This is a genomic window from Cupriavidus sp. CP313 (genome assembly GCF_054072015.1).
The window spans coordinates 91102-104163 of record NZ_JBSVZB010000001.1; the positions used below are offsets into that span (position 1 = coordinate 91102).

12 protein-coding genes are annotated in these 13062 nt (G+C 66.0%); 3 read left to right on the forward strand and 9 right to left on the reverse strand.

Features of this window, described 5'->3' with window-relative positions; all coding sequences use genetic code 11:
• The first annotated feature begins 322 nt into the window (after window positions 1–322).
• Complete coding sequence (locus ACW4E8_RS00420) at window positions 323–1099, forward strand: DUF4397 domain-containing protein (RefSeq protein WP_456802711.1); 777 nt, start codon at window positions 323–325, stop codon at window positions 1097–1099.
• Between the two features lie 97 nt (window positions 1100–1196).
• Here ACW4E8_RS00420 and ACW4E8_RS00425 read toward each other — a convergent pair whose 3' ends face one another.
• The 4 genes from ACW4E8_RS00425 to ACW4E8_RS00440 all read right to left on the reverse strand — a co-directional run bounded on the left by ACW4E8_RS00425 (window position 1197) and on the right by ACW4E8_RS00440 (window position 5636).
• Entirely contained in the window at window positions 1197–1499 is a 303-nt protein-coding gene (locus ACW4E8_RS00425; RefSeq protein ID WP_456802712.1) for a transcriptional regulator, read from the reverse strand.
• 222 nt (window positions 1500–1721) lie between these two features.
• Window positions 1722–3224, reverse strand: a complete 1503-nt coding sequence (locus ACW4E8_RS00430) for a tripartite tricarboxylate transporter permease (RefSeq protein WP_456802713.1) — start codon at window positions 3222–3224, stop codon at window positions 1722–1724.
• 12 nt (window positions 3225–3236) lie between these two features.
• Window positions 3237–3698 carry a tripartite tricarboxylate transporter TctB family protein gene (locus ACW4E8_RS00435; RefSeq protein ID WP_436224926.1) on the reverse strand — a complete coding sequence of 154 codons (462 nt, stop codon included), beginning with the start codon at window positions 3696–3698 and terminating at the stop codon, window positions 3237–3239.
• Window positions 3699–4145: 447 nt separating this feature from the next.
• Window positions 4146–5636, reverse strand: coding sequence for an MATE family efflux transporter (locus ACW4E8_RS00440; RefSeq protein WP_456802714.1), 1491 nt, complete (start codon window positions 5634–5636; stop codon window positions 4146–4148).
• A gap of 230 nt (window positions 5637–5866) precedes the next feature.
• On the opposite strand from ACW4E8_RS00440, the gene ACW4E8_RS00445 reads away from it, so the two are divergent.
• Together ACW4E8_RS00445 and ACW4E8_RS00450 are read left to right on the forward strand one after the other, a co-directional pair.
• On the forward strand, window positions 5867–6655 hold the full coding sequence (locus tag ACW4E8_RS00445) for an MHYT domain-containing protein (protein WP_456802715.1): 789 nt from the start codon (window positions 5867–5869) through the stop codon (window positions 6653–6655).
• A gap of 122 nt (window positions 6656–6777) precedes the next feature.
• Window positions 6778–8205 carry an NAD-dependent succinate-semialdehyde dehydrogenase gene (locus ACW4E8_RS00450; protein ID WP_456802716.1) on the forward strand — a complete coding sequence of 476 codons (1428 nt, stop codon included), beginning with the start codon at window positions 6778–6780 and terminating at the stop codon, window positions 8203–8205.
• 84 nt (window positions 8206–8289) lie between these two features.
• On the opposite strand, the gene ACW4E8_RS00455 is transcribed toward ACW4E8_RS00450, so the two are convergent.
• Genes ACW4E8_RS00455 through ctaD form a run of 5 tightly spaced genes read right to left on the reverse strand, consistent with a single transcriptional unit; the run spans window position 8290 to window position 13058 of the window.
• Window positions 8290–9483 (reverse strand): DUF2252 domain-containing protein, encoded by a 1194-nt coding sequence (locus ACW4E8_RS00455; RefSeq protein ID WP_456802717.1) that lies wholly within the window; start codon window positions 9481–9483, stop codon window positions 8290–8292.
• Between the two features lie 47 nt (window positions 9484–9530).
• On the reverse strand, window positions 9531–9914 hold the full coding sequence (locus ACW4E8_RS00460; RefSeq protein ID WP_316156670.1) for a cytochrome C oxidase subunit IV family protein: 384 nt from the start codon (window positions 9912–9914) through the stop codon (window positions 9531–9533).
• A gap of 8 nt (window positions 9915–9922) precedes the next feature.
• Window positions 9923–10630 carry a heme-copper oxidase subunit III family protein gene (locus ACW4E8_RS00465; protein ID WP_456802718.1) on the reverse strand — a complete coding sequence of 236 codons (708 nt, stop codon included), beginning with the start codon at window positions 10628–10630 and terminating at the stop codon, window positions 9923–9925.
• A gap of 26 nt (window positions 10631–10656) precedes the next feature.
• The gene (locus ACW4E8_RS00470; protein ID WP_456802719.1) at window positions 10657–11304 is read right to left on the reverse strand and encodes a bb3-type cytochrome oxidase subunit III; all 648 of its coding nucleotides are present in this window, start codon (window positions 11302–11304) and stop codon (window positions 10657–10659) included.
• Window positions 11301–13058 (reverse strand): cytochrome c oxidase subunit I, encoded by a 1758-nt coding sequence (gene ctaD / locus ACW4E8_RS00475; RefSeq protein WP_456802720.1) that lies wholly within the window; start codon window positions 13056–13058, stop codon window positions 11301–11303. Before ctaD ends, ACW4E8_RS00470 begins: the two co-directional genes overlap by 4 nt.
• Between the last annotated feature and the right edge of the window lie 4 nt (window positions 13059–13062).

Consider the following 13062-nt stretch of genomic DNA (forward strand, 5'->3'; position numbering starts at 1 on the left):
AGCAGCACGGCTGCAACAACCAGTTACACACTGGCAGCCACCCGGCCAACCGCGCCACCTGCCCCGGCCACGTCCGCCAGGCCCCGCGCCTGCGGGCCTGGCCGCCCCGCCGCGCACGCACGCGTCATCGCTTGTCGGAATCGTCCGACAAGCGATTAGGAACCCCGCGCCTGTCTCGCCCCTGGCTTGATGCCTATCTTTGCATCACGGCGGGCGCAAGCGCTGCGCCTGCATCGACAGACCGCCAACTGGCCACGCGACCGGCGCGCCCCGCGCGGGCATGGGCCAGATCGTCTCTGACTCCAACAGCAAGAGGTGACCCATGTTCCGATCCAAGACCCTGTTCATTGGCCTGGCGTTGGCCGCCACCGCGGTCCTGACCGCCTGCGGCGGCGGTGACGACGGCATCGACGACCGCATCGGGCTGAGCAAGCCGACCATCCGCGCGATCCACGCCATCACCGGTGGCCCCAATGTCGACGTGCTGCAGAACGGCGTGAAGACCAGCTTCGTGAACAAGCCGTACAAGTTCGTTTCGACCTACTTCAACGTTGAAATCGGCAACCAGCTGATCTCGTTCAACACCGCCGGCACGCAGACCGAACTGGCCCGCGCCACGGTCATCGCCGCCACCGGCCACAAGTACACCGTGGTGGCGCTGCCGGGGGCCAGCGCCGCGGAAGCCCTGACCATCGACGATCCGTTTGAAAAGGGCTTGCTGTCCAACAAGGCCCGCGTGCGCTCACTGAACGCCTCGTTCAATGCGCAGAACGTCGATGTCTACATCACCATGCCGGCGATCGACCTGAACTCGGTGGCGCCGACTTTCGGCGCGGTTGGGTACAAGCAGGCCTCTCCCGCTTCAGGCAGGGACTCGCTTGACCTGGACGGCGGCACCTATCGCCTGCGTATCACCACGGCGGGCACCAAGACCGTCATCTTCGATTCGGGTGCCCTGACCCTGGCCAACAACGCTGACTGGCTGATCACCACGATCCCGGTGGATGGCATTGCTGGCCTGACGCCGAACAAGATCAAGGTGCTGGTGGCACGTGGCGATGATGAGTCGCAGGCTGGGCTTGAGCTCGTAACGCAGTAACAGCATGCTTGCAGCTGCCTGCGGCAGGCGGGCAGCCTGCAGGAGGCCGGTCCGAAGGATCGGCCTTTCTTGTTTGACGGGTGGCGGCTGACTGCCCCTACTCTTCTTCCCCCGGCTCCAGCTCCGCCTTCAGCACCGCCAGGTGCGACATATAAGCCTCCAGCTCCGCCCGCCCCTGCTCGGTGATGCAATAGACGCGGCCACTACCTTCAACCAGCTCGGCAGTAATGGCCCGCGCCATCATCAGGCTGCGCAGGATCGGCCGCAACGAGCGGATATTCTTGTCGATGCCGCGCTCGCGCAGCCGGTCGACAAGGCTCAGGACCGTGGACGGGCTCGACTGGACCAGCTTGAGCACATAGATACGTGAGAAAAACCGGTCAAAGATAGGCGGTTTCATGGGCGCTGTCGGCGCACCCGACGGTGCGGGAATCCTGATCATCATGCGCAGCCCATGACTGCTGCCGCAGTCGGGCACTCTCTGGTCTTGATGGCGGGCGGACGTGCAGCGCGATCGGCCCGCGAAAGCAAACGGGGTGCGCGAAGGCACCCCGAATGCTTGCGTTGCGTGCGCCGTCTGGCATGAGCCAGGCCGGCGCCATTCCGGGGAGCGCGCGTAACGCTATTCTTCCTGGAACGCTTCTTCGCGCTTGGCCTTGATCGACGGCAGGGCCACCACTGCAACCAGGGCAGCGGCTGCGATCAGCAGGCCCAGCGACAGCGGGCGCGTCACGAACACGGTGAAGTCACCGCGCGACAGCAGCAGCGAGCGGCGGAAGTTCTCTTCCATCATCGGCCCCAGCACGAAGCCCAGCAGCAGCGGTGCCGGTTCGCAGCGCAGCTTCAGGAACAGGTAGCCGATGATGCCGAAGCCCGCAGCCATGAACACGTCGAAGGTCTGGTTGTTGACCGAGTACACGCCAATGCCGCAAAAGACCAGGATCGCCGGGTACAGGAAGCGGTACGGCACGGTCAGCAGCTTCACCCACACGCCGATCATCGGCAGGTTCAGGATGATCAGCATCAGGTTGCCGATCCACATCGAGGCGATCAGGCCCCAGAACAGCGCCGGGTTGCTGGTCATCACCTGCGGGCCGGGCTGGATATTGTGGATGGTCATGGCACCGACCATCAGCGCCATCACCGCGTTGGGCGGAATGCCCAGCGTCAGCAGCGGGATGAAGGAGGTCTGCGCCGCGGCGTTGTTGGCCGACTCCGGACCGGCCACGCCTTCGATCGCACCCTTGCCGAATTCATGCGCGTACTTGGAGGTTTTCTTTTCCAGCGAGTAGGCCGCGAACGAAGCCAGTGCCGCACCGCCGCCCGGCAGGATGCCCAGGGCCGAGCCCAGGAACGTCCCGCGCAGCACGGCCGGGATCATGCGCTTGAAGTCTTCCTTGGTCGGCCACAGGTTCGTCACGCTATCGGTGAACGTCTCACGGGCTTCCTTCTGCTCCAGGTTCGCGATGATTTCCGCGAAGCCGAACATGCCCATGGCCAGCGCCACGAAGTCGATGCCGTCGGTCAGTTCCGGTACGTCGAACGAGAAGCGCGCGGCGCCCGAGTTCACGTCGGTGCCGATCAGCCCCATCAGCAGGCCCAGCACGATCATCGACACAGCCTTCGGCAGCGAGCCGGAAGCCAGCACCACGGCGCCGATCAGGCCCAGCACCATCAGCGAGAAGTATTCGGAAGGGCCGAACTTGAACGCCAGTTCCGACAGCGGCGTGGCAAAGGCGGCCAGGATCAGCGTCGCCACGCAGCCGGCGAAGAACGAGCCGAGACCGGCGGTGGCAAGTGCCACGCCCGCTCGCCCTCGCCGCGCCATCTGGTAGCCATCGATGGTTGTCACCACCGAGGACGATTCACCAGGCAGGTTCACCAGGATGGCGGTGGTCGAACCACCGTACTGGGCGCCGTAGTAGATGCCGGCCAGCATGATCAGCGCGGCCACCGGCGGCAGCGTGTAGGTCACCGGCAGCAGCATGGCGATGGTGGCCAGCGGCCCCAGGCCCGGCAGCACGCCGATCAGGGTACCCAGCACGCAGCCCAGGAAGGCGTAGGCCAGGTTCTGCAGCGACAGGGCCGTGGAAAAGCCCAGCGCAAGGTGATCAATCAATTCCATGGTCGGCGCTCCTTAACCGGTGATGAAGGCCGGCCACACCGGCATCTGCAGGTTGATGCCGTAGACGAATGCGCCAAGGCTGATCAGCACCAGCACCACGGCGTTGAGCAGCGCACCCTTCCAGCTGAATTCATGGCTGGCCATCGACGACACCATCACCAGCACGAACACCGACAGCACCATGCCCAGCGGCTTGAGCAGCAGGCCGAACAGCACCACCGAACCAAGGATCCACAGCAACGTCTTCAGGTCCCAGCGGGCAAGATGGTCTTCCTCACCCTTGGACGACAGCGCGGACAGCAGCACCACCGCCCCAAGCACTGCCAACACCAGCCCCAGCAGGAATGGAAAATATCCGGGTCCCATCTTCGCGGCCGTTCCCATGGAATAGCCGCGAGCGACCCAGGAAAAGCCCAGACCGACCAGAACGAACATCAGGCCGGAGGCAAAGTCCTTTTGGCTGCGTATGCGCAAAACGATTCTCCTCAAAGTTCACGAAATGCCGTGTCGGGGGCGCACTGGCTCGGGCGGCAAGGCATGCGCCGCGCATGCTCCCCGACGGTTGACCCGAACCTTAGAGACGTGATCTTTCAGGTGCCTTTCATTTGTCTTGGTTTAGGGGTATTCACCGATACCCCTTGAAAACAAGGCAAATCCAGCCGATGCGCCAGAATTAATACATCACAACGTGATGTATTAATTCGGGGAAGAATCCGGAAGCAAAATCGGCGGGAACGTCAGACGAACAAGACGGCACGCGCGCTTGCGTCAAAGGCAAGGCGCGGCCGGAAAGACGCGCACGCCTGCTCTGGCTAGGCAGGCGACGCGTGCGCTGGGAGGGAGTGCCAGCGATGACACGATGACACACCGGTCTTTCGAATGGCTTTCAAAGCCGGCGACACAATCACGGGCCGCTGCAGGTCAGCGCGCGCCTGCGGGCTCGGGCGTTGCCGAGGCTGTCTCCTCGACGACCTCGCCCGCGTCTTCACAGGGCGTTCCCATGCTGGTGTCGGCCGCCTGCCCCACGGCTTCTGCCGGGTGCGGCCCGGCGGGCAGGATATGGCTGCGGCGCCAGTTGCCGAAGCGGTAGTAGCCGGCCGCCAGCACCAGCGACACCACCGAGCCCAGCGGAAAGCTCCACCAGATCGCCTCGGCGCCGATGCGCGGGCCCAGCACCCACGCGAACGGCAGCCGGATCACCCACATCGACAGGAACAGGATCACCAGCGGCGCCATCACCGCGCCGGTGGCGCGCACCGTGCCGAAGATGACGATGGTGAAGCCAAACAGGATGAACGACCACAGCACCACCACGTTGATATGCTGCGCGACGCCGATGGCCACGCCGTCAGTGCCCAGGAACAGCCCCAGCGAATGCCGGTTGAACAGATAGATCAGCGCGACCAGCGCACCGGTCATCACCACATTGATCAGCAGCCCCATGCGCGTGATGCGCGACACCCGCTGCCACAGCCCGGCGCCGACGTTCTGCGCCACCATCGACGACACGCTCGCGCCCACCGCCAGCGCCGGCATCTGCACGTAGGTCCACAACTGCGAGGCCACGCCGTAGGCGGCGGTGGTCTGCGAGCCATAGGCATTGACCAGCGCCATCATCACGATCGCCGACGACGAGATCACCACCATCTGCAGGCCCATCGGCAAGCCCTTGACCACCAGCGCCCGCAGGATTGCCGGATCGGGCCGCAGCAGCGCAAGCTGGCCACGGTGCAGCAGCAGGAAATGGCGGCGCCGGTACAGCAGCACCATCATCGCCGCCAGGCTCACCAGCTGCGCGATCAGCGTGGCCAGCGCCGAGCCCGCGATGCCCAGCGGCGGGATCGGGCCCATGCCGAAGATCAGCACCGGGTTGAGCGCCACGTCCAGCACCACGGACAGCAGCATGAACCAGAACGGCGTTCGCGAATCGCCCGCGCCGCGCAGCGTCATCATCACGAAGTTGTAGAAGTACATGAACGGCAGCGCCAGGAAGATGATGCGCAGGTAGCTCACTGCCAGCGGCGCGGCGTCTTCCGGCGTGTGCATCGCCGCCAGGATGGCCGGCGTATAGAAATAGCCCAGCGCCGAGGCCAGCACCGACAGCCCGACAAAGAAGGTGGTGCTGGTGCCGACCACGCGGCGCGCCTCGTCCAGGTCGCGCGCACCCACGGCCTGGCCGATCATGATGGTGTTGGCCATGCTGATGCCGAACACCACGCCCAGCAGGAAGAACAGGATGATGTTGGCGTTGGAGGTTGCCGTCAGCGCGGCCTCGCCCAGGAAGCGGCCGACCCAGACCGAATTGATCGACGCGTTCAGCGACTGCAGGATGTTGCTGCCGAGCACCGGCAGCGAGAACAGCAGCAGGGTGCGGCCGATCGGGCCGGTGGTCAGTCTGGCGTCTGGCTTCATGAGGCGTTGCGCATGAGGAAATCCGCCCAGTCTATTCCTGCCCGGAGGCGGCTACAAGGACACACGGCCGGCACGGCACCGTGCTTTTTTACCTGAATGAGTTATTCCCCTCCGGTTGCGGCCCCCCGCATACTCGGCGCGGGACCACCGCGTCCCAGGCCGGCTGCCGGAAGGAATGCCCGGCATGCGCGTGCGCCCTTCAGTCGCAGTCAAAACGAGGAGGTGGGGTCATGTTTGTCGGTTTCCAGCCTGTTTCCGGCGCCCTGGTGCCGTTTGCCTATGACTGGCCGATGGTGGGCCTGTCGTTCCTGATCTCCGTCTGCGGCGCCTACGTGGGCCTGCGCTGGTCGCGGCGCGTGCGCATGCCCGATGGCCGCCTGGACGTGGACCGGCTGTTGTGCGCCAGTGTGGCGCTGGGCGGCGGCGCGGTCTGGTCGATGCATTTCATCGGCATGGTGGCCTACCAGACCCCGACGCACCGCGAGTTCGGCCTGTTCATGACGCTGGCTTCGCTGGTCGTCGTGATGGTGCTGGCCGGCGCCGGGCTGGCGATCGCCTCGCGCCCGCGCGGCAGCCGTACCGACAACGTGGTCAAGGGCGGCGTGCTGACCGGGCTGGGCGTGGTGGCGATGCACTACACCGGCATGGCGGCGATCCGCTCCAACACCCGCTTCGACTGGGACCTGGCTGTCATCGGGCTGTCGGTGGTGATCGCGGTGGTGGTGTCGGTGGTGGCGCTGTGGCTGGCCACCACGGTGAAGACCCGCGGCAAGCAGCTGGCAGCGGCAGTGGTCATGGGCGTTGCCGTCTGCGGCATGCACTACACCGGCATGTCGGCGGGCACGATGATCTGCACCAGCCCGACCTACGCGCCCAGCCTGTTCGCCATCGAGGGCGACAGCATCGGCTATGCGGTGTTCGGCCTGACGCTGATCACGCTGATGGTGATCCTGGTGGTGGAAGCCACCCGCGCCGGAGCTAAAGTCGTGCCCGTGGCGCGGACGCGCGATACCGCCTGATATCGCCTGAACCGGCCGCGGGGACATTCCCGCACATTCCTCCTGGGAACGCACCCGGCGCGCTGCATGAACGCGGCCGCCGGGTTAAGCTTGCGGTTTCACCGCCCACCAGGAGAACACGCATGTACCAGGATCTCGCCCTCTATATCGACGGGGAATTCATCAAGGGAGGCGACCGGCGCGAGCAGGATGTCATCAACCCGGCGACGCAGGAAGTGCTGGGCAAGCTGCCGCATGCCAGCCGCGCCGACCTGGACCGCGCGCTGGCCGCCGCGCAGCGTGCCTTTGAAACCTGGAAGAAGACCTCGCCGCTGGAGCGCGCCAGGATCCTGCGCCGCGTGGGCGAGCTCACCCGCGAGCGCGCCAAGGAGATCGGCCGCAATATCACGCTGGACCAGGGCAAGCCGCTCGCCGAAGCCGTCGGCGAAGTGATGGTCTGCGCCGAACACGCCGACTGGCACGCCGAGGAATGCCGCCGCATCTACGGCCGCGTGATCCCGCCGCGCCAGCCCAATGTGCGCCAGATCGTGGTACGCGAGCCGATCGGCGTGTGCGCCGCATTCACGCCGTGGAACTTCCCGTTCAACCAGGCCATCCGCAAGATCGTGTCGGCGCTGGGTGCCGGCTGCACGCTGATCCTGAAGGGCCCGGAAGACTCGCCCAGCGCGGTGGTGGCGCTGGCGCAGCTGTTCCATGATGCCGGCCTGCCCCCGGGCGTGCTCAACATCGTCTGGGGCGTGCCCGGCGAGGTTTCGACCTACCTGATCGAATCGCCGATCGTGCGCAAGATTTCGTTCACCGGCTCGGTACCGGTGGGCAAGCAGCTGGCGGCGCTGGCCGGTGCCCATATGAAGCGCGTCACCATGGAGCTGGGCGGCCATTCGCCGGTGCTGGTGTTCGACGACGCCGACATCGACCCCGCCGCCGAGATGCTGGCGCGCTTCAAGCTGCGCAATGCCGGCCAGGTATGCGTGTCGCCGACGCGCTTCTACGTCCAGGAGAAGGCCTATGACCGCTTCCTGGCGCGCTTTACCGAGGTGATCGGCTCGATCAAGGTCGGCAACGGCCTGGAAGACGGCACCCAGATGGGGCCGCTTGCGCATGAGCGCCGCGTGCTGTCGATGGAGCAGTTCCTGGACGACGCCAGCCAGCGCGGCGGCAAGGTGGTGGCCGGCGGCTCGCGCCTTGGCGACAAGGGCTACTTCTTCGCGCCGACCGTGGTCACCGACCTGCCCGACGACTCGCGCCTGATGACCGACGAGCCGTTCGGCCCGGTGGCGCCGGTGACGCGCTTCAAGGACACGGCCGAGGTGCTGCGCCGCGCCAACAGCCTGCCCTTTGGCCTGGCGTCGTATGTGTTCACCAATTCGCTGAAGACTGCGACCGAAGTGTCCAACGGCCTGGAAGCCGGCATGGTCAATATCAACCACTTCGGCATGGCGCTGGCCGAGACCCCGTTCGGGGGCATCAAGGATTCAGGCATCGGCAGCGAAGGCGGCCAGGAGACCTTCGACGGCTACCTGGTGACCAAGTTCATCACCCAGGCCTGACCATCCTGACGGTGGCGCTGACGCTGGCGCCGTTCACGCAAGCGTGAACGGCGCGTGCACCCTTCGCCCCCGTTCGGCCCCCGCTCACCCTCCCCGCGCCTTGCGGTAATCGTCCGCATAGGCTTTCCACTGTGCCACCGACACCACGCAGCCATGCCGTGCCAGCCGCAGGACGCCGGTGCGCCAGCGGGTGCCGCCGGCAAACGCCTGCAGCTGCTCGATCCGGTCCGCGGCCTGGTGCCCGCAGCCACGCAGATGCGCCCACGCCGCGGCATGCGCCATGGTGCCCAGCAACTCGCGTAGCGATGCAAAGTTGCTGCAATGCGCCAGGTCGACGCGGTCGGCGGTTGGCTGCAGGCTCTTTACCAGGTAAGAGGCCTTGCCCATGTCGACTGCCGACAGCAGCGCCGGCGAAGCCGCCTGCATGACCTGCTGCACGGCCGCCACACGCCGTGCATCACTGCTCCAGGGCGGCAGGCAGAGGTTGGGCAGGTCTTGCCATGGACTGGGCGCGGCGCGCTTGATGTCGACCAGGCGCTGCATGCCGCTCAGTTCATCCCGGGCCAGCACCATGTAGCGTTCCAGCCCGAGGCTGCCAATGCCCGCCACGCGCCGCGCGGCATCGTCGAGGGCCAGGCGGTGGCCATGGTGGCCCTGCTTCGAGTAGGCAACAAGGATCGCGCGAGCGTGCTCACGGGCCGGCTTGTCCGCCGGAAGCGCATGGCGGCCGTTGCATACCAGGCGCCGTTTGCCCTTGCGCAGCGTGGTGAGCTCGGCCAGCAGCGCGCCGCGCTTGCGGCCCTTGACCCGGCGCAGCAGCGTGGCGACCATGCCGACCGCCGTGGCGCGCTCGAGCCAGCGTGGCTTGCCCGCCTGCAGCACGGCGGCATAGGTGGACAGCATGGCCTCGCAGGCGCGCGTGGCGTTGGCTTCGGACAGGCCCAGCTGGCCGGCGGCCACCAGCACGCTCGACAGTACCCGGACCACATCCACGGTAAGCGGCGCGACCAGGGCATCGTCAAAGTCGTTCAGGTCGAAATAAACCAGCCCGTTGTCGCCCTTGAAGCTGCCGAAGTTCTCCAGGTGCAGATCGCCGCAGACGTAGGTGATGGGCGCATCGCACATTGCCGCCTCATCGCGCAGCGATGCGGCATAGAGATGGTTGGTGCCGCGAAAGAAGCCAAACGGGTCCGCGGCGATCGCCGCAAGCTTGCGGGTCAGCCGCTCGGGATCGCGGCCATGGTTGAAGGTGAGGATGGCTTGCGTGGCGGCGTGCATGGGCTCGGCTTCCGTTCAGCGTTGAAATCCGGCAGCGGCGCGGCCGGTCAGCGGAAGAACAGGCCGCGCGTGAGGAAAGTGTGATTCGCTTCTTCCGCCATCAGCCAGACCAGCACCAGCAGGCACATTGGCGGCACCAGGATGGCGCAGATCAGCGCCATGCGCTCCCATGCCATGTGCATGAACACTGCCACGATCAGCCCCGCCTTCAGCCCCATGAACACCAGGATCAGCGTCCAGCGCAGGTAGCCGGTGACATGGAAATAGTCGACCAGGTACGACAGCGTCGACAGCACGAACAGCAGCGCCCAGATCTTCAGGTACAGCCCGATGGGATGCTGCTGGCCGGAGTGCGCGGCATGCCCGGCATCCTGGCCGGAGCCATGCGCTGGCGTAACCGGGGTTGCGGGAGTTGCCGGATTCGATGCCATGGCCGCCCTCACCAGAGATAGAACAACGCAAAGATAAACACCCAGACCAGGTCGACGAAGTGCCAGTACAGGCCCGCGATCTCCACGATCTGGTAGTTGCCGGTGGCCTCGTAGCGTCCGCGCAGCACGCGCGTGGCCACGATCAGCAGGTACACCACGCCGCACGACACATGCAGGCCGTGGAAGCCCGTGATCATGAAGAAGGTCGAGCCGAACTGCGCCGCCCCCATCGGGTTGGTCCACGGGCGCACGCCCTCGTCCACGATCAGCTTGGTCCATTCGAAGGCCTGCATGCCGACGAACATCACGCCGAACAGCGCGGTGACGAACATCAGCAGCGCGCACTCACGGCGCGCGCGCCGGTAGGCAAAGTTGACCGCCATCGCCATGGTGCCGCTGCTGCTGATCAGCACGAAGGTCATGATGGCGATCAGCAGCAACGGGATGTCGGCGCCGCCCACGTGCAGTGCGAACACCTCGCTGGGATTGGGCCACGGCACCGTGGTCGACATGCGCACGGTCATGTAGCCGGTCAGGAAACAGCTGAAGATAAAGGTGTCGGACAGCAGGAAGATCCACATCATCGCCTTGCCCCACGACACCTTGAAGGCCTGCTGGTCTGACGACCAGTCGGCCAGCAGGCCGCGCACGCCGCCCACCTGGGGCGCAGGCGCCACGCCGGGTGTGCCCGATGGTGAAGACAGTTGCGTTGACATGCCGGTCCTCCTTGCTGCCGCCGCCGCTAGGCCGTGCCGCAGATATAGCGCACCAGTTCGGGCGTAAGCCACCCCAGCGCCGCCAGCAGCACCACCCACACCGCCAGCAGGAAATGCCAGTAACGCGCGCACAGCCGCATGCGCAGCACCGCGGACTCGCCGCTGCCGCGTGACGACATGGCAAAGCCCCAGCCGGCCAGGCCTCCCAGCACGTGCAGGCCGTGCATCGCGGTCAGCAGGTAGAAGAAGCTGCCGGCCGGATTGCCGGCAGGCATCACCTGCATCGCGCCCAGTGCCTGCCAGGCCCACAGCTGCGAGGCGACGAAACCGGCCGCGCCCAGACCGCCCAGGCGCAGCGCCTGCCTGGCCACGGCCATCTCGCCCTGGCCCGCGGCGCGCGACGCCACCGCCATCGCCACGCTGCCCGCGGCCAGCAGCGCGGTGGACAGCCACACCTGCCAGGGCAGCCCGATGCGGTGCCAGTCCGGGCTGTCCATGCGCAGCGCATAGGCGGTCAGGAACAGCGCAAACAGCGAGGTCACCACGCCCATGAACACCCACAGGCCGATGCTTGCGGGGGCACGCCCGCGCGGCCGGTGGTTGGCGGCATTCTCGTCGGACGGGTTGCCGCCGAAATCGTCGCGGCTGACCTTGTACAGGGCTTCGGCGTTCATGCGACGGCTCCGCGGCTGGCATGCGGTTCAGGCTCGGCCCCGCCCTCTTCCGGCGGCGCGTTCTGCGCGATAAAGTCCTCGCGCGCGCCCGGCACGCTGTAGGCATAGGCCCAGCGGTACACCACCGGCAGATGCGGCCCCCAGTTGCCGTGCACGGGCGGCGTCTGCGGCGTCTGCCATTCCAGCGAGGCGGAGCGCCACGGGTTGGCGTCGGCCTTGCGGCCATGCCACAGGCTCCACACCAGGTTGAAGACAAAGAGCAGCTGCGCCGTGGCGACGATGAAAGCGGCCACCGAGATGTACATGTTCATCACATGCGCCGATTCCGGGATAAAGGCGTAGTTCTCATAGGCGTAGTAGCGGCGCGGCATGCCCAGCACGCCCAGGTAGTGCATCGGGAAGAAGATAGCGTAGGTGCCGACGAAGGTGACCCAGAAATGGATCCGGCCCATGTTGTCGTCCAGCATCCGGCCCGTGACCTTCGGGTACCAGTGGTAGAGGCCGCCGAACACCACCAGGATCGGCGACACGCCCATCACCATGTGGAAGTGCGCCACCACGAAGTAAGTGTTGGACAGCGGGATATCCACGCTGACATTGCCCAGGAACAGCCCGGTCAGGCCGCCGATGACGAAGGTGCTGATGAACGCGATCGCGAACAGCATCGGCACGGTGAAATGGATATCGCCGCGCCATAGCGTGATGACCCAGTTGTAGACCTTGATCGCGGTGGGGATGGCGATGATCAGCGTGGTGGTGGCAAAGAAGAAGCCGAAGTACGGGTTCATCCCGCTGACGAACATGTGGTGCGCCCACACCACCACCGACAGCACCCCGATCGCCAGGATCGCCCACACCATGGTGCGGTAGCCGAAGATGCTCTTGCGCGAATGCACGCTGACCAGGTCAGAGACGATGCCGAAGGCCGGCAGCGCGACGATATATACCTCGGGGTGGCCGAAGAACCAGAACAGGTGCTGGAACAGCAACGGGCTGCCGCCCTTGTACTGCAGCTGCTGCCCCATCGACACCATCGCCGGCATGAAAAAGCTGGTGCCGAGGGTCTTGTCCAGCAGCATCATCACCGCCGACACGAACAGCGCCGGGAACGCCAGCAGCGCCAGGATGGTGGCCATGAAGATGCCCCACACCGACAGCGGCATGCGCAGCAGCGTCATCCCTTCCGTGCGCGCCTGCAGCACGGTGGTGACGTAGTTGAGGCCGCCCATGGTGGCCGCGACGATAAAGATCGCCAGCGACACCAGCATCAGGATGATGCCCCAGTCATGGCCTGGGGTGCCGGGCAGGATGGCCTGCGGCGGATATAGCGTCCAGCCCGCGCCGGTGGGCCCGCCGGGCACGAAGAAGCTGGTCAGCAGCACGATCACCGACAGCAGGTAGACCCAGAAGCTGAGCATGTTGAGGAAGGGGAACACCATGTCGCGCGCCCCCACCATCAGCGGGATCAGGTAGTTGCCGAAGCCGCCGAGGAACAGCGCGGTCAGCAGGTAGATCACCATGATCATGCCGTGCATGGTGACGAACTGGTAGTAGCGGTTGGCGTCGATGAACTCGAAGCGCCCCGGGAAGCCGAGCTGCATGCGCATCAGGTTGGACAGCGCCACGCCCACCAGCCCCACCACGATCGCCACGATGGTGTACTGCACGGCGATCACCTTGTGGTCCTGGCTCCAGACATAGCGGGTCCAGAAGCTCTGCGGCGCGTGATGGGCGGCATCGTCGGCGTAAGCCATGCGG